23 protein-coding genes are annotated in these 23,135 nt (G+C 46.2%); 9 read left to right on the top strand and 14 right to left on the bottom strand.

Going from position 1 to position 23,135, the window contains the following annotated elements; all coding sequences use genetic code 11:
- Positions 1–33: 33 nt before the first annotated feature.
- Positions 34–375 carry a hypothetical protein gene (locus ACSX1A_RS18290; RefSeq protein ID WP_439881080.1) on the top strand — a complete coding sequence of 114 codons (342 nt, stop codon included), beginning with the start codon at positions 34–36 and terminating at the stop codon, positions 373–375.
- 225 nt (positions 376–600) lie between these two features.
- A complete protein-coding gene (locus ACSX1A_RS18285; protein ID WP_439881079.1) occupies positions 601–1,695 on the top strand; it encodes an endonuclease/exonuclease/phosphatase family protein in 1,095 nt (364 codons plus the stop codon).
- Here the strand turns inward: ACSX1A_RS18285 and ACSX1A_RS18280 are convergent.
- The 3 genes from ACSX1A_RS18280 to ACSX1A_RS18270 all read right to left on the bottom strand — a co-directional run bounded on the left by ACSX1A_RS18280 (position 1,687) and on the right by ACSX1A_RS18270 (position 4,145).
- Positions 1,687–2,271 (bottom strand): 5-formyltetrahydrofolate cyclo-ligase, encoded by a 585-nt coding sequence (locus tag ACSX1A_RS18280; RefSeq protein ID WP_439881078.1) that lies wholly within the window; start codon positions 2,269–2,271, stop codon positions 1,687–1,689. The genes ACSX1A_RS18285 and ACSX1A_RS18280 overlap by 9 nt on opposite strands.
- Entirely contained in the window at positions 2,271–3,833 is a 1,563-nt protein-coding gene (gene bshC, locus ACSX1A_RS18275) for a bacillithiol biosynthesis cysteine-adding enzyme BshC (protein WP_439881077.1), read from the bottom strand. The genes ACSX1A_RS18280 and bshC overlap by 1 nt, the downstream gene beginning before the upstream one ends.
- 117 nt (positions 3,834–3,950) lie before the next feature.
- Positions 3,951–4,145 (bottom strand): hypothetical protein, encoded by a 195-nt coding sequence (locus ACSX1A_RS18270; RefSeq protein WP_439881076.1) that lies wholly within the window; start codon positions 4,143–4,145, stop codon positions 3,951–3,953.
- Positions 4,146–4,161: 16 nt separating this feature from the next.
- Between ACSX1A_RS18270 and ACSX1A_RS18265 the strand changes: the two genes are divergently transcribed.
- Complete coding sequence (locus ACSX1A_RS18265) at positions 4,162–5,814, top strand: fatty acid--CoA ligase (protein WP_439881075.1); 1,653 nt, start codon at positions 4,162–4,164, stop codon at positions 5,812–5,814.
- Between the two features lie 55 nt (positions 5,815–5,869).
- Positions 5,870–6,250: a PH domain-containing protein gene (locus ACSX1A_RS18260; protein ID WP_439881074.1), complete on the top strand. Its 381-nt coding sequence runs from the start codon at positions 5,870–5,872 to the stop codon at positions 6,248–6,250.
- Positions 6,251–6,406: 156 nt separating this feature from the next.
- Here the strand turns inward: ACSX1A_RS18260 and rimO are convergent, their stop codons facing one another.
- The 8 genes from rimO to ACSX1A_RS18220 all read right to left on the bottom strand — a co-directional run bounded on the left by rimO (position 6,407) and on the right by ACSX1A_RS18220 (position 11,983).
- Positions 6,407–7,720: a 30S ribosomal protein S12 methylthiotransferase RimO gene (gene rimO, locus ACSX1A_RS18255; RefSeq protein WP_439881073.1), complete on the bottom strand. Its 1,314-nt coding sequence runs from the start codon at positions 7,718–7,720 to the stop codon at positions 6,407–6,409.
- A 3-nt stretch (positions 7,721–7,723) separates the two neighbouring features.
- Entirely contained in the window at positions 7,724–8,260 is a 537-nt protein-coding gene (locus ACSX1A_RS18250) for a carboxypeptidase-like regulatory domain-containing protein (protein WP_439881072.1), read from the bottom strand.
- An 11-nt stretch (positions 8,261–8,271) separates the two neighbouring features.
- The gene (gene ftsY / locus ACSX1A_RS18245; RefSeq protein ID WP_439881071.1) at positions 8,272–9,231 is read right to left on the bottom strand and encodes a signal recognition particle-docking protein FtsY; all 960 of its coding nucleotides are present in this window, start codon (positions 9,229–9,231) and stop codon (positions 8,272–8,274) included.
- 109 nt (positions 9,232–9,340) lie between these two features.
- Positions 9,341–9,493, bottom strand: a complete 153-nt coding sequence (locus ACSX1A_RS18240; RefSeq protein ID WP_377503578.1) for a DUF4295 domain-containing protein — start codon at positions 9,491–9,493, stop codon at positions 9,341–9,343.
- 2 nt (positions 9,494–9,495) lie between these two features.
- Positions 9,496–9,684 (bottom strand): 50S ribosomal protein L33, encoded by a 189-nt coding sequence (gene rpmG, locus ACSX1A_RS18235; protein WP_377503579.1) that lies wholly within the window; start codon positions 9,682–9,684, stop codon positions 9,496–9,498.
- Positions 9,685–9,819: 135 nt separating this feature from the next.
- The gene (locus ACSX1A_RS18230; protein WP_439881070.1) at positions 9,820–11,436 is read right to left on the bottom strand and encodes an aminopeptidase P N-terminal domain-containing protein; all 1,617 of its coding nucleotides are present in this window, start codon (positions 11,434–11,436) and stop codon (positions 9,820–9,822) included.
- Positions 11,436–11,675: a 50S ribosomal protein L28 gene (gene rpmB, locus ACSX1A_RS18225; protein ID WP_439881069.1), complete on the bottom strand. Its 240-nt coding sequence runs from the start codon at positions 11,673–11,675 to the stop codon at positions 11,436–11,438. Before rpmB ends, ACSX1A_RS18230 begins: the two co-directional genes overlap by 1 nt.
- A 134-nt stretch (positions 11,676–11,809) precedes the next feature.
- Positions 11,810–11,983 carry a DUF5522 domain-containing protein gene (locus ACSX1A_RS18220; RefSeq protein WP_439881068.1) on the bottom strand — a complete coding sequence of 58 codons (174 nt, stop codon included), beginning with the start codon at positions 11,981–11,983 and terminating at the stop codon, positions 11,810–11,812.
- A 147-nt stretch (positions 11,984–12,130) separates the two neighbouring features.
- Between ACSX1A_RS18220 and ACSX1A_RS18215 the strand changes: the two genes are divergently transcribed.
- The 5 genes from ACSX1A_RS18215 to ACSX1A_RS18195 all read left to right on the top strand — a co-directional run bounded on the left by ACSX1A_RS18215 (position 12,131) and on the right by ACSX1A_RS18195 (position 19,244).
- The gene (locus ACSX1A_RS18215) at positions 12,131–12,433 is read left to right on the top strand and encodes a hypothetical protein (protein WP_439881067.1); all 303 of its coding nucleotides are present in this window, start codon (positions 12,131–12,133) and stop codon (positions 12,431–12,433) included.
- Positions 12,434–12,572: 139 nt separating this feature from the next.
- Entirely contained in the window at positions 12,573–13,814 is a 1,242-nt protein-coding gene (rocD, locus tag ACSX1A_RS18210) for an ornithine--oxo-acid transaminase (protein ID WP_439881066.1), read from the top strand.
- 128 nt (positions 13,815–13,942) lie between these two features.
- Positions 13,943–14,185 carry a putative signal transducing protein gene (locus tag ACSX1A_RS18205; RefSeq protein ID WP_439881065.1) on the top strand — a complete coding sequence of 81 codons (243 nt, stop codon included), beginning with the start codon at positions 13,943–13,945 and terminating at the stop codon, positions 14,183–14,185.
- A 122-nt stretch (positions 14,186–14,307) separates the two neighbouring features.
- Positions 14,308–15,279, top strand: a complete 972-nt coding sequence (gene hemB / locus ACSX1A_RS18200) for a porphobilinogen synthase (protein WP_439881064.1) — start codon at positions 14,308–14,310, stop codon at positions 15,277–15,279.
- Positions 15,280–15,491: 212 nt separating this feature from the next.
- A complete protein-coding gene (locus tag ACSX1A_RS18195) occupies positions 15,492–19,244 on the top strand; it encodes a S8 family serine peptidase (RefSeq protein WP_439881063.1) in 3,753 nt (1,250 codons plus the stop codon).
- 80 nt (positions 19,245–19,324) lie between these two features.
- Here the strand turns inward: ACSX1A_RS18195 and ACSX1A_RS18190 are convergent, their stop codons facing one another.
- The 3 genes from ACSX1A_RS18190 to ACSX1A_RS18180 all read right to left on the bottom strand — a co-directional run bounded on the left by ACSX1A_RS18190 (position 19,325) and on the right by ACSX1A_RS18180 (position 23,087).
- On the bottom strand, positions 19,325–21,874 hold the full coding sequence (locus ACSX1A_RS18190; protein ID WP_439881062.1) for a DUF5916 domain-containing protein: 2,550 nt from the start codon (positions 21,872–21,874) through the stop codon (positions 19,325–19,327).
- A gap of 290 nt (positions 21,875–22,164) precedes the next feature.
- Positions 22,165–22,557, bottom strand: a complete 393-nt coding sequence (locus tag ACSX1A_RS18185; RefSeq protein ID WP_439881061.1) for a co-chaperone GroES — start codon at positions 22,555–22,557, stop codon at positions 22,165–22,167.
- Between the two features lie 2 nt (positions 22,558–22,559).
- Positions 22,560–23,087 carry a hypothetical protein gene (locus ACSX1A_RS18180; RefSeq protein WP_439881060.1) on the bottom strand — a complete coding sequence of 176 codons (528 nt, stop codon included), beginning with the start codon at positions 23,085–23,087 and terminating at the stop codon, positions 22,560–22,562.
- Positions 23,088–23,135: the final 48 nt, after the last annotated feature.

Raw genomic sequence — 23,135 nt, 5'->3', positions numbered from 1 at the left:
CATGCATGAAACACCTTTACAATTTTATTCTTGATGAAGACTAAGCTTAAAACAGTATTCACCCCCCTGCAGGCATTCGGGAAGAGCATTGCCAGGCAGTTTCAACCTAAGTATGAAGTTGTTTGCACAACATACCAGGTTATCCCTGGCCTGCCAATAAGCAAAAATGAGCAGAAGCACTCTTTTGATCGCGGGACAGGCATTCAGGCTAAAGAGTTTTACACCAAGGTAGTTACCTCTGACATGACTAAAACCATGGCTCCCGTAGAAGTGCGGTTGCGTAAAATTTATCTGAAAGGAAAAACAGTGGAGCAGGCAGAGTTTGGCCCGGTACAGCACCTTAAAACATTGAGCACTACTAAGAAAAAGAAGTAGTTGCCTCGGCTTCAAATCAAAAAGCCCTTCCGGTATTACGGAAGGGCTTTTTGATTTATTCCTATTCAGCTACCTGACCTGCAATAACAAACCGAACAGGTGGCTCACTTCCTAAAATGTAAGGGCAGTTTAACTTCACCCCCGAAAATCCGTACTTCTACATAAAAAAATAAAACATTTACCCATTTTAAAGCATCCGCTGCACAAAACGTTATTCCACATAAAATGAAAAAAGCAGCGATCATTACGATACAGGCAATTGGCACATTCTCCATAATTGCCACTGCCCTGCCGCTGCTAACCGCCGAGGAGTGGTATGTGCGGGTATTTGATTACCCCAGAGTTCAGCTCTTTTCACTGGCTTTGCTGTGCCTGATCTTATACTTATGGCTAGGCACCCGCACCCGTAAACGCGACATTGCTCTTTTTTCAGGGCTTGCTATTGCAGTCGTATACCAGGCCATACAGATCTACTCGTATACTTTTCTATCTCCGGTGCAGGTAAAACAGGCGCTGCAAGATGGAACGCAAGAAGCTTTTCTTAGTATCATGGTCTCTAATGTACTCATGACCAATAAAAGCTATGATAAACTGATTGCCCTTACAAAAGAGAAGAACCCCGATGTTTTGTTGCTATTAGAATCTGACTCTGTGTGGCAGCAGGCACTGGTACCTGTTACAAAAAACTATCCGTACAGGGCAGAGATACCTATTGCGAACACCTATGGCATGCACTTGTACAGTCAGTTACCTTTGCGCCAGAAACGAGTGCTTTACCTACTCGAAAGTGATATTCCTTCCATTAAGACGTTTATCCAACTCCGAAATGAAACCTGGGTAGAGTTGCATGCCGTGCACCCCAAACCGCCTGTGCCCACCGAAGACCCTAACTCCAGAAAGCGGGATGCTGAGATTGTGATGATCGGCAGGGACATTGCCGACTCTAAGTATCCTGTAGTGGTTGCCGGTGACTTTAACGATGTGGCCTGGTCCAGGACTACCAGGCTTTTCCAGGAGGTAAGCCATTTATTAGACCCGCGCATAGGCAGGGGGCTTTTTAGCACTTTCAACGCGAATTACCCACTCTTGCGCTGGCCTCTAGATCATATTTTTCACTCTGATCACTTCGAGCTGGTGCACATTGAACGACTACGCGATATTGACTCTGATCATTTCCCGATCTATATAAAGTTAAGCTTCGCTCCGCAAAATAAGTATGAGCAGGTAGAGCCTACAGCAGATGAAGATACACAGCAAGAAGCCACTGAAACCATAGAAGAAGGGCTGGAGGAAGCCTGTGAGGACTCAACTTCAGAATGAGGGCTGTTCAGGCCAAATACCTTCTGGTGTAATTGCGTAGTTTAATGGCACATCAAAGGGATTGGGGTCTGCTATGCTTTCCACGGGTGGTTCTAAGGATAAACCTATTTTGAGCACATCAGGTCGGCAGTCGGCCAGAAAGCGATCATAGAAGCCTTTGCCATAGCCTACGCGGTGCCCTGCCTTATCGAAAGCCAGTAGAGGGATCAATACCACATCTACCTCTTGCGCATGTATGATGTGCGCATTCTGCGGCTCCGGAATACCCCAGTTGTTTTCGATCAGCACCGCTTCATCTGTCAGGTGATGGTGCGTGAGTATGTTCTGCTCCACATCCGTAACCGGAACCGCCACGCGTACCTCCGGGTGCTCCAGCCGCAGGCGCTCAATAATAGGCCAGGTATTTACCTCGTTGTTTTTGATGATCGGCAGGAACACATGCACCGTTTGTTCTGCCCGTAACGGGAAATTCTCGAAAAAGCGTTCAGCAATTCGCTCACTGCGCAAAGCAACTTCTTCGGCAGGCAAGGCCCGCCGTTGCTGCAGCATCTTTTTGCGTAGCTCAGCCTTCTGCATTACGCTTCCTCCAGTATCGTAAATTTTAGATCAAACGGATCGAAAGCATCTACCAAAGCAGGTATAAAGTCCGGGTTGTTGGTTTTATAGGTTAGCAGGTTGTCCTGGCGTTCCTGCAGGCTTCCGTTTGGAAACAACTTATCTTTTAGGTTCTCCAGCTGCTTAAACGTTTGTTCGTGCTTGCTATCACGGGCTTTGGATATTTTCTTCTCCAGCATTTGCAGCGAATTATGCGCCTTCTGCTCCTCGGCTCCTACAGCTTTTACCAAAGTAGGGTCTATCTCCTTTGCCAGTTTCTCTACTTCGGCAAAAGCAGCAGCCACGGTCTTACGCTGTGTCTCCAGGCTAATCTCCTCTTCGTGAATCTGGCTCGACAGCAGCTTCTTCAGTTCCTGGTAATCCTGAAAAAGTTCTTCCGGATGTAGCCCCAGCTTTTGCATACGGCTGGCATTGCCCCGGTTAATATACAAAGCAGAGTTCCGCAGCATCAGCACCGGGAATGTTACATCAAAAGCTTCAAACACCTTCTTCAGCTGGAACCAATAGGCCACCTCTGCCCCACCACCAATGTATGCCAGGTTGGGAAGTATGATCTCTTCGTATAGCGGTCTTAAAATCACATTAGGGCTGAAACGCTCCGGATGCTCGCTTACTTCTTTCAGAATCTCATTTTTGCTGAAGCTGATATCCGTGTTCAGCACTTTATACTTCTCCCCCTCCTGTACAATACGCTCACGTAGGTTATCCTTCAGGTAAAACAGGTTGATCTCACGAGAATATACTTGCGGCTTATATCCCAGCTTGTCCAGTTCTGCACTGGCTTCTTCTACCAGTTTGTTTGATAGTTGCTCCGTAAGTTCACGCTCTATAACAGGCACGAAGGCTTTTTTCAGCAGAGCGTCATCACCATCCACACTCACCAGACCATACTCTCCGAAAAGCGCATGTGTAATGGCACGGGTAGCATCTGCCAGGTTGTTACTCTTACGGTAGGCATCTTCAAAAATCGGGTATGCTTCCGGCAACTCCTCCAGTACTTTCTCCAGCCCTTCTGTAGTAAACCGGCCTACAGCACCTGCTTGCGCGGTGTTCCAGGTATACTTCTTCCCGAATAAATTGAAATGGTTGATCTCTGCAAAATCATGATCTTCGGTGGCCATCCAGTAAACCGGCACAAAGTTATGATCCGGGTACTTCTCCTTCAGCTGCCTGCAGGTGTTAATGGCCGTGATAATCTTATACACAAAGTATAACGGTCCGGTAAAGATATTAAGCTGATGGCCTGTTGTAACGGTGAAGGTATTTGCCTCTTTCAGCAGGGCCAGGTTCTGCTGTACTGCAGGGTGAAGTTCCGAAACCGAAGTATACTGCTGCTGCAAAGCCTGGCTTAAGGTCTGACGCTGCGCTGTGGTAAAGCTTTTCTCCTTCAGCTGAGCCTCGAAGGCATCTAAGGTTGGAAAGTGGTTATAAAATGGTCGCAGCTTTTCGCTACGGCAGAGGTAATCAGATACAGTTTGAGAGAACGCCCCAGTAGTTGCGTAGTCTATTTTGGTGATTTTCATAGTTGTTGAAACTTCCATCAGCTTATCGGGCATTGGGTATAGCCCTTTTAACAGTTTTACCTGAATTGTGTTACAGCAAAGGTTTGCTTTGCCACAAAGTAAAGGTTTTATTTTTTGTTATGCAGATGATACGATAGAAAGCAGGCGGAGCGAGATGAGTGGCACCTTATTCTTTTGCCTGACTGGCGCAATGTACCTGAAGCTGCAACAGCTATCAGCAGGATTCCCTATACATTTAAGTTCATCGCGCAACTGAACACCACCATAGCAGGTATAGAGGAAATTGAAATACAACCCCTTACGCTTTCTCATCTTTTAAAACATAACTATGGCCACAACCCGACGCATACAACCCACTCCAGCGGCGTACCCTTCCCAGTTGCTTATCCGCAACATTTTAGAGCAACCGCTAAAATATGAACCGGAAAGAGAGATCGTGTACCGGGACCAGGTGCGCCTGACTTATAAAGAAATGAACAAGCGGGTGGCACAACTGGCAAACCTACTCACAAACCATTTGCAGGTGGAGGCAGGCCAGACAGTAGCCTTCCTCGACTATGACAGCCACCGCTACCTGGAAGGCTATTTCGCTATCCCTATGGTGGGTGCAGTACTGCATACAATAAACTTCAGGTTATCGCCAGAGGAACTCCTTTACACCATAAATCATGCAGAGGATATTGTAATATTTTGCCATGAGGATTTTATCCCGCTACTGGAGGGGTTGCAGGGGAAAATGGACACTGTGAAAAAAATAGTGCTGCTAACGGATTCTAAAACACCGGCAGAAACAGCTCTGACGCTTGATGGGGAATATGAAGAGCTACTGCAAAAACAGCCCAGCACTTACCAATATCCTGATTTTAGCGAGGACTCTGTTGCCACTACCTTTTACACCACCGGCACTACAGGCTTACCTAAAGGAGTTTACTTCTCGCACCGCCAGCTGGTACTACACACTTTTGGTCTTGCCACTGCATTAGGGGCCATGGATAACACCATGAAGATAGGTTCTAATGACGTATACATGCCTATCACGCCTATGTTCCACGTGCATGCCTGGGGCTTCCCATACTTTGCCACTTTTCTGGGGATGCAGCAGATTTACCCGGGCCGCTACGAACCGGCCATGCTTCTCGGGCTAGTTATCAAAGAGAAAGTAACCATTTCGCATTGTGTGCCTACCATCCTGCAGATGCTGGTAAACAGCCCGCAGGCAAAGTCTGCTGACCTGACAAACTGGAAAGTAATTATTGGCGGCAGCGCTTTACCGCGTGGTTTGGCAATGGCTGCTATGGAGTTAGGCATTGAGGTAATTACAGGCTACGGCATGTCTGAAACTTGCCCTGTATTATCCCTTACCTATATCAACAGAAATACGCTGCGCCACTTAACCAGGGATCAAGAAATAGACCTTCGTGTTAAAGCAGGCCGGGCTATTCAGATGGTAGACTTGCGGCTAATGAACGAAGAGGGTCAGTTTTTGCCAAATGATGGTAAAACAGCAGGCGAAATTGTGGTTCGTGCACCATGGCTGTCGCAGGGGTATTATAAAGACGAGGAACGCAGCCGCGAACTATGGCAGCACGGATATCTACATACCGGCGACATCGCCACCATAGACCCTGACGGTGTAATAGCTATTACGGATCGTAAAAAGGACGTTATCAAATCTGGCGGAGAGTGGATATCTTCATTGTTAATAGAAAGTTTGATCTCCCAGCATCCCGATGTGCAGGAAACCGCCGTAGTAGGAATTCCGGATCAAAAATGGCAGGAGCGCCCGCTGGCATTGATCGTACCTAAAGCCGATACTAACCTGACCGCCGAAGAACTTATCCGCCACATGGAACACTTCTCCGACAGTGGTAAGATAAGCCACTATGCAGTACCTAAGCAGTATAAGTTTGTTACTGAGATACCTAAGACCAGTGTGGGCAAAATTGACAAAAAAAGGATCAAGAAAGAGTTAGCTATATAATGAGTCACTTCAGCGACTCGCAACTTTATTAACACATAAATCAACCTTATAACCTATGGGATTATTAAGCGGAATGATGGGGCACGCTTCAGAAGTGTCTATCGAAAAAATAACCAAAGAATTTCAGCCGATTCTGATCGATGATGAGCGTATTGAAAGGGCATACAAGCTGATCCGGGACATGCTGGTATTCACGAATAAACGCCTTATACTGGTAAACAAGCAAGGGATTACCGGCTCCAAAACTGACTACCAGAGCATCCCTTACGGCAGCATTAAAATGTTCTCGAAAGAAAGCGCCGGTATTGCCGACCTGGATGCGGAACTGAAGATCTGGCTAACCGGTGAAACAGAACCTACCATTAAGCAGGACTTCCGGAAAGGTGATAATATTAATGAAGCGTATCGGGTGCTTAGCAAATACGTGCTGAAGTAGAATTTAAGATACCGGAATTGAGACACAAGTCCCGGTGAACAAGACAAAAGACTTCTACTGTTTTGATCTGTGGACACACGTTTCGCATAAAAAAAAGCGGTGCAGCAACTACTCTTGCTACACCGCTTTTTGTATTTTATATCTTACTCCTGAGTCTTAACTCACTACCTCGCCATAAAGATCGAAGTCAGAAGAGTCGGTGATCTTAACGTTAGCAAAATCGCCTAAGCGTACGTAATTGCTGTCAGCTGGCACCAATACTTCATTATCTACTTCCGGAGAGTCATACTGTGTACGGCCTACAAAATAACCGCTTTCTTTACGGTCGAACAGCACCTTATAGGTCTTACCTACCTTCTCCTCATTCAGCTCTACAGAAATTCCCTGCTGCAGCTCCATGATCGCATCGGCACGCTCCTGCTTCACTTCATCCGGCACGTTATCCTCTAATGTATGGGAGTGTGTGTTCTCTTCGTGCGAGTAAGTGAATATACCTAAACGATCAAACCTGGTCTCTTCTACCCAATCGTACAGCTCCTGGAAATCCTGCTCTGTTTCACCTGGGTGCCCCGCAATCAGGGTGGTTCTTAGAGCAATATCCGGCACACGCTGACGAATAGTATCTACCAGTTCGATGGTGCGGCGCTTGCTGATACCACGGCGCATTGTCTTCAGCATGTTATCAGAGATGTGCTGCAGCGGCATGTCCATGTACTTACAGATGTTCTCGCGCTCGCTCATCACATCAAATACATCCATCGGAAACTGCGACGGATAAGCGTACTGCATTCTGATCCACTCAATACCATTTACATCGGACAGGTTACGAAGCAGGTCAGCAAGCTTACGCTCACCGTAGTGCTGCAGGCCGTAGTAGGTCAAATCCTGGGCAATTAGCACCAGCTCTTTTGTACCCATACTTGCCAGTCGCTTCGCCTCTTTCACCAGGTCCTCAATAGGCCGGTCTACGTGCTTACCACGCATCAAAGGTATGGCGCAGAAAGAGCAAGGGCGGTTACAGCCCTCGGCAATCTTAAAGTAAGCATAATGCGAAGGCGTCGTGATCAAACGCTCCCCGATCAGCTCATGCTTGTAGTCAGCTTCCAGTTTCTTAAGCAACTGCGGCAGCTCCAAGGTGCCGAAGTAAGCATCTACCTGTGGAATCTCTGCCTCCAGAGAATCTTTGTAGCGTTGCGAAAGACAACCTGTTACATACAGTTTATCTATCTGTCCGGCTTCTTTTGCATCGGCATAACGGAGAATTGTGTCGATAGACTCCTGCTTGGCATTATCGATGAAACCACACGTGTTTACAACAATGATGTTAGAATCATCTTTATCAGACTCATGCGCCACATCAATTTCATTGGCACGCAGCTGCCCCATCAGTACTTCCGAATCCACTAGGTTTTTAGAACAACCCAGGGTGATTACGTTTACCTTATCCTTCTTTAGCGATCTTACTTTCACGTATTAATAACTTGCTTGATAATTGATCAGAAACTCCACATTTGTTACCTGCCCCTTCTGCACTTCTATTGGGTTGATGTTCATCTCACCATCAAAGATACTGGCAAATAAACCCTTTTCCTCTTTTGAGAAAAGGCTGTACTTACCGGGCTTCAGACTAACAGCAAAGTTGCCATTAGCATCTGTAACAACCTGAGTAACTAAATTAGTTTGAATGTTGGTGTGAAAAACACCATCTGTGGTTTTGGCCTGGCTGCTATTAGTGAGCTCATAGATGTAAAGCGTACGCTCTACTCCTCTTCCTTTGCTTGGCGGTGCGTCTGGTGAGGGCATTTGGTTACCAGCCAACCATAGCACCTGGCCTTTTATACCTTGCTCTATGGGAGTTTGCTGGTTATCGGCAGAACCACCTGCTGCTGACTGCTGCTGTTTATTCTCCTGTTCCATCTTTTGGGGATGATCGGTTTGTTGATTAGCAGATCTGGAGCCGTTGCAAAATGAAAGCAACAACACCATTGGCAGAAGCAGGAACTTGTCCATGGCCTTATAATTTATTTGCGTGAAAAGAAAGACTCTACAAATTCGTTTTTGTCGAATAACTGTAGGTCCTCAATTTTCTCGCCAACTCCGATGTATTTTACCGGAATTTTGAATTCATCTGATATTCCGATCACCACACCGCCTTTTGCAGTACCATCTAATTTAGTGATGGCCAAAGCGGTAACATCAGTAGCTTTGGTGAATTCACGGGCTTGTAACAGGGCATTTTGTCCTGTACTACCATCCAGCACCAACAATACCTCGTGCGGCGTATCCTCCGTAACTTTCTGCATCACGCGCTTGATCTTCGAAAGCTCGTTCATCAGACCTACTTTGTTGTGCAGACGTCCTGCCGTATCAATGATCACGACATCTGCGCCTGTCTCCACGCCTTTCTTCACTGCATCATAAGCCACAGAGGCTGGATCGGTGTTCATGCCGTGCGACACTACAGGCACTCCTACGCGCTCTCCCCAGATGATCAGCTGATCTACGGCAGCGGCACGGAAGGTATCAGCAGCGCCAAGCACTACCTTTTTACCTGCTTTATGGAACTGTGCAGCCAACTTACCAATAGTAGTTGTTTTGCCTACACCATTCACACCAACCACCATGATCACGTAAGGTTTTATACCTTCCGGCAGCTCAAAGTTCGCTCCGTCTCCGGCACGGTTCTCTTCCAGAAGTGCAGCGATCTCCTCGCGCAGGATGCGGTCCAGTTCATCAGTACTTACATACTTGTCGCGGGCCACACGCTTCTCTATGCGATCAATGATCTTGACTGTAGTGCTCACCCCCACATCGGCATGCACCAGGATTTCCTCCAGCTCATCAAGCACATCCACATCAACTGTGGATTTACCAACAACGGCTTTGCTTAACTGGCCAAAGAAGCTCTGCTTGGTTTTCTCAAGCCCTTTGTCGAGCGACTCTTTTTTCTTCTCTTTACTGAAAAAGTCAAAAATGCCCATACCGATTTAATTTGTAAGGATGAAGACTCTCGGTGATACGGTAATATACTAAAAAAGTCCCACTAATGGGACTTCTTCATGTTATCTATGTATAAGTAGAGTAGGCTTATTACTTTTTAAGGTATTCCTGCACTTTGTCAACAGGTACCATCTCTTCTTTAAAGCTGTAAGCACCAGTTTTTGGTGATCTAACAGCTTTAATAACTTTTGCCCAGTCTTTACCTGTGGCGGTTTTTAGGGTTGCAACTACCTTCTTAGCCATGGTTATTTAATTTCTTTATGTACAGTTACTTTTTTCAACACTGGATTATACTTCTTAAGCTCTAGACGCTCAGGAGTATTCTTTCTGTTTTTGGTAGTGATGTACCTTGAAGTTCCAGGTGCGCCAGTCGCTTTGTGCTCTGTGCATTCCATGATTACCTGGATTCTATTACCTTTTGCTTTTTTAGCCATCTCAACAGTAATTTTTTATTTAGGACTGCAAATATAAAAGCTTAAATCTCTAATTACAAACAAAGTAAAAACTTTCTTGTAAAACTATCGCCGTCAGCTTCTCAAACTTTACACATATGCGTAAACAACAGGCATCTAGTCCAGTTTAGGAAGGTTAAAATCATCCAGCGCACTTGACTCTGCCATCGTCTTTTCGATCTCAGCCACGGTACGCGGAGCCAGTTCAGAGAGGTTTTCCCAGCCTTTCTCCGTGATCAGGATGTCATCCTCAATACGAATGCCTATCCCCCACCACTTCTTATCGCAGGGGCTTCCTTCAGGTATGTAGATACCTGGCTCCACTGTAATAACCGTGTTAGGTTTAAAGGCACCGTAGGTCCCTGCATCGTGCACATCCAACCCCAGGTAGTGCGAGGTACCATGCGGGAAGTAACGCCGTACATCCGCCTTGTCTTTGATAATTCCCAGCTTCAGTAAGCCATCTGCAATTATTTGCTGTGCTGCCACTCCTGGAGCCTGAAAAGAGTTACCCACTTTACATTGCTCAAAGCCGGCTTGCTGCGCCTTTAGCACCAGTTCGTATAGCTGCTTTTGTTCTTTTGTGAATTTGCCGTTTGCCGGTATGGTACGGGTAACGTCGGCTGTGTAGCCTTTGTACTCGGCCCCTACATCCATCAACACCAGGTCATCGCCTACAGTTGGTTTTTTGCTTTCGATGTAATGCAACACACAGGCATTGTTTCCGGCTCCGACAATGGAGGGATAACCAACATGCTGTGCGCCATATTTCTTATGCACAAACTCATGAATCCCCTGCAGCTCCATCTCAGACATATCCGGACGCATAGCCTTCATCACCTCAACCTGCCCTAAACAGGAGATCTTTACAGCTTTTCTTAACAGCTGCAGTTCTTCGGGAGTCTTTATCTCCCTCATCTCAGTTAATGCTTTTTCAAGGGTGTGCGCATCCAGCTTGCTCGCAGGAACAGCTGCAATGGCTTTTGTTCGATCCGTGGCATTAGCAGCCTGCAGGTAGCTATTTAAGTATTTATCCTGCTGCAACCCTGGATTATAGCGCAGCATCTGGTTCAGGTAATTTTTCACCTCCGCAGGTTGGGCGGCACCTTGTTCACGAACAATGCCATAAAGCATGTTGCGGGAAGGATCAAAGCTGGCAGGTATACTTACTTTCTGCTTAAACTGCTGTAGCAGACTGTAAAGGTCGGCGTTATCGGAGGCATCGTCGCGCACATCTTGCGGAAGTTCCTTAAAGAGGATATGCTGCAAAGCTACGGTATCAAGCGTAAAGGCTGCGAAACCAGTATTCTCCTCTGCTCTCATTCCAAGTTCCTGTGCTGCACCCGCTACTCCCAGGCGTTTGCCGTTCCAAAGCTCTTCACGCGGGTTGTTGGGCTGCACAAACAGAACCTCCTTCACCTCTTCACCGGCAACATTGTGGGGCTCAGAAAACAGCACCAGAACTGCATTTGGCTCTTCATACCCGGTCAGGTAGTAAAAGTCAGGGTCCTGGTGAAAATAGTAATCCACATCGTTGGCACGGTTACGTACCGGTGCGGCAAAAAAAACAGCAACGGAGTGATGCGGTAACTGCTTGCGCAGCTGCTCTCTCCGTTGCTGGTGAAATGTTTTATCTAAAGTATCAGATGGCTTTGCCGGTTTAGTGCGTACCTGAGCCGTGGCAACTGTAAAAGTTGCCAGTAGCAGCAATATGCACAGCCGGGCTGCGGCCATTAGTACATGATGTAGCCTTGCTCTACTGCTTTCTTCAACACAGCAGAAATACCATTCTTGTTGATAGTTCTGATTGCAGAAGTAGAAACTTTAAGCGTTACCCAAGCATCCTCTTCAGGGATGTAGAAACGCTTCTTCTGAAGGTTAGGGTAAAACTTACGCTTAGTCTTATTGTTAGCGTGAGATACGTTGTTACCTACGCGTGGTCTTTTACCTGTTAAATCGCAAACTCGTGCCATCTTGTATTTTCTTCTAAATTATTTCAATAGGGGTGCAAATATCTGTAAAAAGATACAGAAATTCAAAAGCATAGAAAATATTTTTCCTTAAATTGTGTATTCCGCTGTATCAAGGCGCATTTTTAACACATATTTTATACTTCCTTTTTCTGGTTTGCCTTTAACCTTTGCTCATGAAAGCCATAAGGGCAATGCTTACAGGCATTCTTACAGCAGTACCCCCGCTTCTGCAGGTATTTGGCCGTCAGCACCATCAACCGCTGCTCATTAAAGTAAAAATCCTCCCCTTCTGTTAGCTTCTGACTCACTCTGTTTCTGTTTGTTTCGTGCAAATTACGTGAATTGAGGCATATCTGCCAAAACTCCTGTACCCTATCCGGGGGGTGCTGCCGTACAATGCTATTGTATATGCTCCGGCAACAGGCATATAATGTTCCATCTATTCTTTAGTACCTATGCCCCGATACAACACCTTTAAAGAAGCAATAAGTGCCATGCGAGACCGTGGCTTTACGCATACATTCAGTATTCAGCACGAGGAGCTGTTTTGCTCTGAGCTTAATAAGCCCATAAACCCCGAACAGCTGACTCTTATAGAGAGGCACCGTGTAGAAGCCCCGGAAAAAGATACCGGCGCGTGTGAGATCTACGGCTTCCGGGCCGACGACAACACCATGGGCCTCATGACAAGCACCTATGCAGAATATGACCCCGAAGGGTTTCAGGCTGTATTCAGGAGGTGCAGGCAAGCCAGGTAACTACGTGGAATAAGCCTTTTTACTGAATAGATTTTTAAGTCGGGGGCAAATCACTATTTTTACAAAATATAGAATTGAAATTGTAATACTTTTTTTCTCTGGTTTAAAAGAGAAATGCAGAACTTGATAAACTAAAACTATGAGTACGCAAACGATCACATCGAGCCAGCAGGCTATGGATATAGAGCACGAGTTCGGTGCTCACAACTACCATCCACTGCCTGTGGTTTTAACCCGGGGCGAAGGTGTTCACCTTTGGGACGTAGAAGGCAAACATTACTTCGATTTTCTGTCTGCTTACAGTGCCGTAAACCAGGGCCACTGCCACCCAAAGATCATCCATGCTTTAACAGAGCAGGCCAAGCAACTAACACTTACCTCCCGCGCTTTTTATAATGACAAGTTGGGTATAGCAGAGAAATATATCTGCGAGTACTTTAACTATGATAAGGCCCTGTATATGAATTCCGGTGCCGAGGCAGTAGAAACTGCTATCAAACTGGCCCGCAAGTGGGGCTATATGAAAAAAGGCATCGCTCCGCATAATGCAGAGATCATTGTGGTAGAACATAACTTCCACGGCCGCACCACGGGAATCATCTCGTTCTCTACTGACCCTGATTCTACCAAGGGCTTTGGCCCTTACATGCCAGGGTACAAGGTCATCCCTTACAATGACATTCATGCGCTGGAGGAAGCCTTAAAAGAGAACCCGAATGTGTGTGGTTTCCTGGTGGAGCCTATACAGGGCGAGGCCGGCGTAGTAGTCCCAGATGACGGTTACCTGGCAAAAGCACATGCCTTGTGCAAAGAGTATGACGTGTTGCTGATGGCCGACGAAATTCAGACAGGCATTGGACGTACAGGCAAAATACTGGCCAGTAAATACGACGATGTACACGCCGACATCCTTATACTAGGCAAGGCCCTGTCGGGTGGAGTGTTGCCGGTATCCTGCGTATTGGCAAACGATGACATTATGCTTTGTATCCAGCCAGGCGAGCATGGCTCTACTTTTGGTGGTAACCCCTTGGCTGCCGTTGTAGCTATAGCTGCCCTGGAAGTGATCAAAGAAGAGAATCTGACAGAGAATGCCCGTGTTCTGGGCGAACTGTTCCGGGACCGCATGCGACGCCTGATGGAAAAGCGCCCTGAGATCGTAACATTGGTGCGCGGCAGAGGATTGCTTAATGCCATCGTAATCAACCCGAACGACCAAGGACAAACGGCATGGGATGTGTGTGTTGAGCTAATGAACAAAGGGTTACTAGCCAAACCAACACATGGTGACATCATCCGCTTTGCGCCTCCGCTGGTTATGACGGAAGATCAGCTGCATGAGTGCTGTGATATTATTGAAGAAGTGATCATGAATTTTTAGGCATCACCATGCTTACAAGAAGAGGGCGAGGCAGTGGTTTCACCCTCTTCTTGTTTTATATGAAGCGCCATCCATCTTTTATTCTGCTAAAGCCTGTAAAAGAGGCTGAAATATTTTACCTTTAACACATGCCGCAAGAGACAAAACCAGTACAAATTTTCGCCGGTGACTTCCACCGGGCGTCTATCATTAAGAACATGCTGGAGAACCACGGCATCTATGTGTTTGTGCAGAACGAGCACATGGGCAGCATTGCCCCCTGGCAAGTAGCATCGGGTGGTTTTAACCCGGTAAAACTGATCGTTTCAGGCCTCGACAGCGAGCAGGCCCTGCGACTTCTGGAGGAATTTAATTCTGACTTGCCTGAATAGGCGCTCTCCACAAAACCATTTGCCTGTACAATTAAACCCGCTCCGTTTTCTATTTCCCCTGCTTTAGCCGTACCTTTGCAGCAACTTGATTTTGAACAATTTTTGTAAAGGATTTTTCACGTATGATCAGAAGGCCAAGACGCAATCGCCAGAACGAGGTGATCCGAAATATGGTGCAGGAAACCAGCCTGACACTAAATGACTTTATTTTCCCGCTCTTTATAATAGAAGGCCAGAACAAGCGCGTAGAGGTTGCCTCTATGCCGGGCATTAACCGCTTCTCCATCGATACCCTTTTAGAAGAAATAGCATCCTGCGTTGACCTGGGCGTAAAAGCATTTGCCCCATTTGCCAGCATCCCGGAGCAACTCAAGGATAAATATGCCACTGACAGTCACAATCCTGACGGTCTGTATGCACGCGCTATCCGCGAAGTGAAGCGTAATTTTCCGGAGGTGGTATTGATGACGGACGTTGCGATGGACCCCTATAGCTCCGATGGCCACGATGGCATTGTAGAAGGCGGAGAGATCCTGAACGACGAAACGCTGGAAGTGCTGGGCAAAATGGCTCTGACACAAGCCCAGGCCGGAGCCGACATAGTAGGCCCATCGGATATGATGGATGGTCGTGTGGCGCATATACGCCGTGTGCTGGATGAAAATGGCTACCATAAGGTAGGTATTATGAGCTATACGGCTAAATATGCCAGCGCCTTTTATGGCCCGTTCCGCGATGCCCTGGACTCTGCCCCTAAAAAAGGTGATAAAAAAACTTACCAGATGAACCCAGCCAACAGTAGAGAGGCATTGATAGAGGCTGAACTGGATATTGCAGAGGGAGCAGATTTTCTGATGGTTAAACCAGCCCTGGCTTACCTGGACATTATTAAGGCATTGCACGATAACTCACACCTGCCAATAGCTGCTTACAACGTGAGCGGTGAATATGCCATGGTGAAGGCCGCCGCGGAAAAAGGTTGGCTGGATGGCGAGAAAGCAATGCTGGAGAGCCTGTTAAGTATAAAACGTGCCGGTGCCGATGTTATACTTTCTTATTTCGCGAAAGAATACGCACAATTCTTGAGAAAATAGCACTCCAAAACCTTTTCTCAGAAAGCGTACCAGTCTCCCTGGTGCGCTTTTTTATTGACCAATTACGCTGCTGCACCTGTTACACCAGCTTAATAACAACACCTATAGTATAAAATTAGCCGGCACAAATTGAACTGCTTTGTCATTATCAGCATTTTGTTTTATATTGAAAAACTAAAACTACTACTCTATTACTTTTTTTTACACATTTTATGAGAAGACTGAGCCTTTGGCTTGTTGCTGTTTCTATGGCAACGGCAACAACGGCATTTGCACAGCGCGGAGCCTCCACGGTCCGCACGAATGTAAAAGCATTGGACCGTATTGCGACCTCTGCTGAAAAAGACTTTAAGGCAAGCCGCTCAAAGGCACTCCAATTGGCAAAAAAGCATGGATGGGTAGTTGAGAAAACCTTTACTGATGGCTCTCACATCTCCTTGCAGGGTCTCGACTCAAAGGGCATGCCGATCTACTACATTACCTACAATAACACAAGAGCAGCTGCAACTACTGCTACTGATGCATTGTGGGCTGGTGGTTCACTTGGTTTAAACTTAAGTGGCGCAAGCAACGCGGTAAACGAGAAGCTTGGCGTATGGGATGGTGGTCGTGTAAGGGAGTCGCACCAGGAACTGAAAGATCGCGTACTTCAAAAGGATAATCCATCTTCCACGAGCGAGCACTCTACGCACGTTGCCGGCACAATGATCGCAAAAGGTGTTAATCCTGTTGCAAAGGGCATGGCCTTTGGGGTAAAGCACCTGATAGCCTATGACTTTAACGGCGACGTAGCTGAAATGGCCGCAGCTGCCAAGGATTTGCTGATTTCGAACCACTCCTATGGCACTATCTCAGGCTGGCATTATAACTCAGACCGGAAAGGTACTGCCGAAGATCCTTTCTGGGAGTGGTGGGGTGATACGGATGTAAGCGCAACAGAAGATTATAAGTTTGGCTATTACAATGAAACGGCAGCAAGCTGGGATAGAATTGCCTACAATGCACCCTATTACCTCATCGTAAAATCTGCGGGTAACAACAGGAGCGAAAATGGTCCTAATGAAGGCCAACCCTATTACCAGCGCGACAGCAGCGGCAAGTTCACAAAGGTAGCCAGCCGCAGCGCTACCTTGAGCTACAATAAGGGGTTTGATATTATATCTACGTACGGTACTGCAAAGAACATCTTAACAGTGGGTGCAGTCAATACTATTTCCGAAGGATACAGAGACACCTCCGATGTTGTCATATCAGCATTCAGCAGCTTTGGCCCTACAGATGATGGACGAATAAAGCCAGACCTGGTAGGTAATGGTGTTAACCTTCTTTCTACTTCTGATAAAAGTAACACAGCCTATACTTCGCTGAGCGGTACTTCCATGGCATCGCCAAACGTTGCAGGTAGTCTTTTGCTGCTTCAGGAGCACTTCTCAAACTTACACAATGGCCAGGTAATGCGTGCTGCCACACTAAAAGGACTAGCGATTCACACGGCAGATGAAGCCGGTAAAGCAGTTGGGCCTGACTATAAATTCGGGTGGGGCCTGCTAAATACCCGCCGTGCAGCCGAGGTCATCTCTAATACCAACAACACGAACCTACTCCAGGAAAACTCCCTGGAGCAAGGGCAGGTGTACACGCAGCAAGTAAGAGCATCTGGCGCTGGGCCCTTAACTGTCACCATTTCCTGGACAGACCCTGAGGCAACACCGGTGTCACCAGCACTTAATAATAGAATGGCACGCCTCCTAAACGACCTGGATATACGTGTTACAAAAGGTAACACGACGTATCTTCCATGGACGCTGGACCCGGAGGAACCTTCACTTCCGGCTACAACCGGAGATAACAAATTAGATAACGTTGAGCAGATAAAGATTTTAAACGCTGTTCCGGGTGAGAGCTATACTATAACCGTAAGCCATAAGTCTAACCTGATTAAAGGGCCACAGTTATATTCGATGATCGTTAGCGGAGCTGGTGGTGTAGCATTCTGTGAAAGCAAGGCTTCTTCTGACGCTGGAGCCAAAATAACCTCATTTAGATTAGGTGCTACATCTCTAACTTTTGGAACCGGATGCACCACCTATCAGGACCTCACAAACAATGTGGTCAGGTATGAGATAGGGCAGTCGCAAAACTTAGCGCTTGGCCTTGGTTCATGTGCGGGCGACGCAGCGAAGGTAGCTAAAGTGTATATTGACTGGAATGGCAACGGCAGCTTTGAAGATGCAGGGGAAACAGTAGCCGTGTCGGCACCGATAAACGGTAGTGACGTGTTTAACGCTTCCATAACAGCTCCTTCAGCAGTTACAGTGGGCAATAAGGTAAGAATGCGCGTTGTGGTGCAGGAAACAAGCACTGCGGCAGACGTTGCTCCATGTGGCACGTATAGCCGGGGCGAAACGCAGGATTACCTTGTGCAGTTTGAAAAACCTGCCAGCGATGTTGGTATTGTCTCCGTTTCTCCTGTTGGGATTTCGCTTTGCGCAAATCCTACTCAGAGTGTAATGGTAACTTTACGCAACTTCGGAACGGCTACACAAAGAAATATTCCGGTTACTGTCCGGGTACTGAAAAATGGAGCGGAGATCAAACAGCTGAACGCTGTTTACGATGGCGAACTACAGCCTTTCAAAAAAGTGGAGCTTATCTTAAGCGAGACGTTTGCCACTGAGTCCGGGGCTACATATGAACTTGTTGCGCTTTCGGATCTGCCAAACGATGTGTTAGAATCAAACAACAGGATGTCCCGAGGCTTTGCCATTGGTACCCCAGAGGCAGCCCCGGTAGATGCCTCTGCATTCAGGTGTGGCTCTGATCCTAATTATGCTCTTTCGGCACAAGGTAACGGCACAGTATACTGGTATAACAACCCAACAGGAGGCCAGCCCATAGCAGCCGGTAACAACGTACTGGTTCCGGTAGGGCAGGTTGGCAGCAAGTTATACGCAGCTTTTAATGATCTTTCAGGAACAATTGGTGCGGCCAATAAAGATTTTGCTTCCGGAGGTGGATACAATATGTTTTCACCGGATGTGCTGATAAGTACCAAAGCTCCTGTTCTGCTGGAAAGCGCCAGGCTATATATTGGCAATAGTGGCAAGATCAACTTTACTGTATTCAGTGAAGACGGAGCTCCTGTTTCTTCCAGGACATTATACGTTACGGCTACCAGGACAACTCCGGCTCCTGGTGTGCAGGAAAACGACCCTAATGATAAAGGCGCTGTTTACTACCTGGGCCTGGAACTGCCTGCCGCCGGTAATTACAGGATCGCTATTTCGTACGAAGACGGAGCTACCATCTTCAGAAATAATGCAGGTGTTACAGGGTATCCTTTCCAGCTTGGCAATGTAGTTTCGATCACAGGAAATTCAGCCAGCACTACCCCTCAAAGCTACTATTACTACTTCTATGATATGAAGGTGCGTTCACTGGGCTGTCCAAGCCCGCGTGTAGAAGCGGCTGTAAAAGGCGGAACTCCGCTTTCTAAACCAGTAATTTCACGCAAGGAACAAACGCTTGTATCCAGTGCAGCTGAGGGTAACCAGTGGTATGAAAATAACCTGCCAATAGAAGGTGCCACAGGTCAGGTTTTCGCGCCTAAAGAAAGCGGCTCTTACAGTGTGGTAGTGTTTAAGGACGGATGTATCTCTGAAATGTCGATGGCATACAGCTTCTCTTATAAAGAAGGAATACGGGAGTTGGGCACTGCCCTGGTGGTTTCTCCAAACCCAAGCACAGGTCACTTCAGAATAGAGCTGGAAACCAGTCAGCCGGAAGATATCGAGTATGAGGTAGTGGATATGCTGGGGCACCCTGTCCTGAATGGCAAGGTAGTAAGCTACTACGGACAGTATGAAGGCTTCATTAACCTTAGCTCCAGCCCTTCTGGCTTGTATGTATTACGTGTTCGCCATGGCGATACACTATACTCAGAAAAAATACTTGTGCAGCACTAAAAGACATAAACAGTACCTTATATAAACAGAAAGCCCCTGCAATTGCAGGGGCTTTCTGTTTATAGCTAATTTCTTCGTTATTATGATTTGCTGAGCTTTTCTTTCATGGTCAGGTAATCGATGTAATATAATATCTTTATAGAAAACGAATTGTTTTGTGGTGATGAAATGGTACGGGAGACGTTATCAAAATAATTCGTTTCTACTCGATTGCCGCTTTCAAGTATGGCATTTTTCCAGACAATGCTGATCTCGCTGCCTGGTGCAAACCACCACGAGTACACCATATCCACATTAAAGGCATTGTAGTTTATGTTGTGGTCAGCATCAGCGAACTTTCCATCATACCCCTGCGGATATACATCTGGTTGCAATTGCCCCTCTGGCGTTAACCAATAGAAATTATTATACTTTGCACTTGACCAATAGTGTCGCGCACGTAATGAAACTGACATCCGGTTATTAAATATGTAACTACCCGTTAAGGTATTGGAAGTCGTTAAAACATCGCGCTTGCCTAAAATAATTCTACGTTCTGTTTTATCGTCATTTTCAGGATTCGGGTCAAAACTTTCAGCATATCCAATATCGTCATATCTCGAGCTTCGGCTAAGGCTATAGTTAAACGACAGTTGATTATTTACCCGGTAGCGTGGCGAGATAGAAAAATTAAAATTATGCCGGTCATTCTCATCAAATGCTCGGTAACTTGCCTCTAAGTCTAACGCTAACTTCTTTCGGTAATCGGTAGAGACCCATGCACCAAAACTATTATTAACAGGAAACTCATAATAATAACCAGCCACACGAGGCTCGAAAAAGTCGTTTGTTTTTACAGGCTCGATATTTACAAAAAGGCCGGCACTCCAGAAATTTTTAAACGTTCCGTTCACGTTACTGTAAATAAGAAAATTCTGGAATGCGTCAGGTTTATACCTGCGCTCGTAGATGGCTCCGATATTGGTATTTAAATTCAGCAGTTTCCAGAATGGGTTGTAAAAGTTATACTGCAAATGAGGGTTTTCTTCTATGCTATTAGGCGTGAACAGAATTCCCAGGTCGTTTGGGTTATAAGTATCAGACTCTACAGTGTGGCTGTAGCTATAGGTAAAGTTGCCGCTAACTTTACCTAATTTAAGGCTATACATGTAGCCCAGGTCGGTGCTATCGCTAAAATAGCGCTGGCTGAGAGCGGCTTTACCATTTATCGCATACTTATTGCCTTTGTTTGCAAACCTAAACACAGCACCTGTCAGGTTAGCATCATAGGTACTCCCCTGCCGCATCACATTTGTATTCACCAAAGTAACGTAGGAGTTGTTCTTTAAAGACTGATCTAAAACAGTGATGTTGTAGTTTGTTAATGGCTGCGTCTCCACCTCTATCCGGTTACCTTCACTGTTTTCAAGAGTCGCGAACTGACGACCAACCACTGCGTTAAATATGCCCACCCCAAGGCCCGACTGTGTGCGTCCTGAAACTTTTGTACCATTGATCATCTTCGTTTCACGAGGGTTTTCTATCACATCATATCCGGCATACTTAACCTTCGTATCGATGGATGCATTTACCGGCCTGCCGCCAATACGCCGGGAATAGAAAAACCCGCCTTTGTTAAATAGTTCTGTACCCTCCATAAAGAACGGCCTGTTTTCGTTGAACTGCACTTCAAAAGGCGAAAGATTGAGTACCTGGTTATCGGACTGCACCTGACTAAAATCAGGGACCAGCGTCATGTCTAGCGTAAAAGCATCGTTAATGCCATACTTCAGGTCCATTCCGCCGCTAAAGTTAAAGTCCTGCTTATACTTTATCTCCTCACTCCCCTCCTGGGTATAAGGATAGCTATTGGAGATAGCCGAAACATACGGGGATAACGACAAACGAAGTGGAGCCTCCACATTCTTGATCCCTGTTAGCTTACCCCACTGGTTTACAAAGCCGTTCTTTGCCGGATCTACATAGTTCCAGAAAAATCCTTTGCGCGTAGACTGTCTGTTGCGCATAAAATTCAGGCCCCACACTTGCTCGGGCTTGCTGCTGAAGCGTATGGCAGAGTATGGGATCTTAAGTTCCGCCACCCAGTTTGTACCCTCCAGCCGGGCACTGCTCTCCCAGACAGCATTCCAGCTAAAATCTTCACCGTTGGAAGAATAACGGGCATCCAACTGTACACCTGCAGGAGTAATAAAGAATCCGAAACCGTTTATCTCATCGTTGTAAGTATCCAGAAAAACCCCGAACCAATCGGTGTTGCCAAGGTCATCCCGGCGGCCCAACTCCATAAGTATACTATCCTTAGATACATCGTGCATAATGGCACCTACATAGATCGCTGCATCGTCATATAAAATCCTTACTTCTGTTTTGTGCTTTTCCAGTGGCCCGGGAGTAGGTCTGTTCTGAATAAAGTCTGTCGCTATTTCGGCAGTTTGCCAAATGGTTTCATCAAGTACACCATCTATTTTAGGTGCCTCTGAAACCCGAAGCGCCTGTAACTGCTTTTGAGGATAATTATACTCTTTGTTCTTTTCCTGAGCAAAGGCCTGGGAAAAGAGGCTGGAGACGAAGAAAAGTAAAATAACGAGTGGCTGATGCGTTTTACGCAGCAGGAGTAATAGTTCCTTCATAGTTTATGTGCGATAAAAATAAGCTGCTACAGCCCTTTAGGCTTATCAGATAAACTAAAGATGGTGCAACAGCAGCAATGGTTGCTTCAGCAGCATTTTTTAAGCAATATTTTACTCATCTACTACATGTGCCATGCCAAACTAATAAAAATGCCTCCAGATGATTTAAAGAGGCATTCTTGTTATTTGATAAAAATAAAGTGCCCAATATCGGACAGCTAACTGAACGATATCGGGCAAAAAAAGAGCGCCGCTTTATCAGCCGCGCTCTTCAGATAAATAAAGAAATTTTAGAGATCCTCCTCCCGCACCAGCATCAACACTGCTGACTGTGGCACGATAAAATACTTCTCCCCAAGATAGTTTATCTCGATTGCATCACGTTGCAGGTAAATGGCCAGGTCGCCCTCTTTTGCCTGCAGCGGAATGTAGCGCACCTCTTCTTCATCCTGCCCCCACGGTTCTTCATCAAAACCATAGTCGGTAGGAATTGGGTAGCCGGGGCCTACTTTCATAATATAGCCTTCCTGTACCTTTTCCTTAGCCTGTACGCCAGGAGGTAAGTATAAGCCACTTTTAGTTTGGTCGCGTGCCGTTTTAGGTTTGATCAGCACACGATCGCCAACAATAATTATTTTCTCCAATGTATTCTTCTCAGAAATCCTCATCGGTAGTGTATGCATATTTATAATGGGTCTGCTGTAACTTTAAAGCGCATCTTTGCATTAATGGTTACTTTCTGTGCAACAGCCTTAGCCAGTGTGGCACGTGTGCTGATTGTGTACGTATCACCTTTAATGTATTGATCAAGCTTTGAGTTCGTTGTTTTTAGAGTAATAGTGCTTACATCCTGCGGTACTTCATCCAGGTAAGCTACTTTAGTTTCGCCTTTGCCTTCTGCCGAAATATAGATCTCGACTTTCTTAAGAAAATTGAAGTTCTCTCCCTGCGGGCTGGTGATGTTAAGCTCCAGTTTATTTAGTACGACATCTTTTACCAACTCGGCGCGGGTTTTATTGTTTTTAAATTCCTCACTCGAGTTCGTGTCCACTGTTATTGGCGTAACAGGTACTACCTGCCCTATTACCGGGCTGGCCGGAATCTCAATTGTTTGCTCTTCCTCGATATGGAAAGACAGGAGTTCATCAAATTGCTTACAAGAAGTAACGGCAAAAGAGAACAACACTACAATGGCTAAAAGTAGTTGTTTCATAAAATAAGGGTGCTAAAAAGGGTTATAAAAGGTCGTATAAAATATAAT

The sequence above is a fragment of the Pontibacter sp. MBLB2868 genome, from assembly GCF_051904785.1.
Lineage (GTDB): Bacteria > Bacteroidota > Bacteroidia > Cytophagales > Hymenobacteraceae > Pontibacter.
This window is presented reverse-complemented; position numbering and strand designations above follow the sequence as displayed.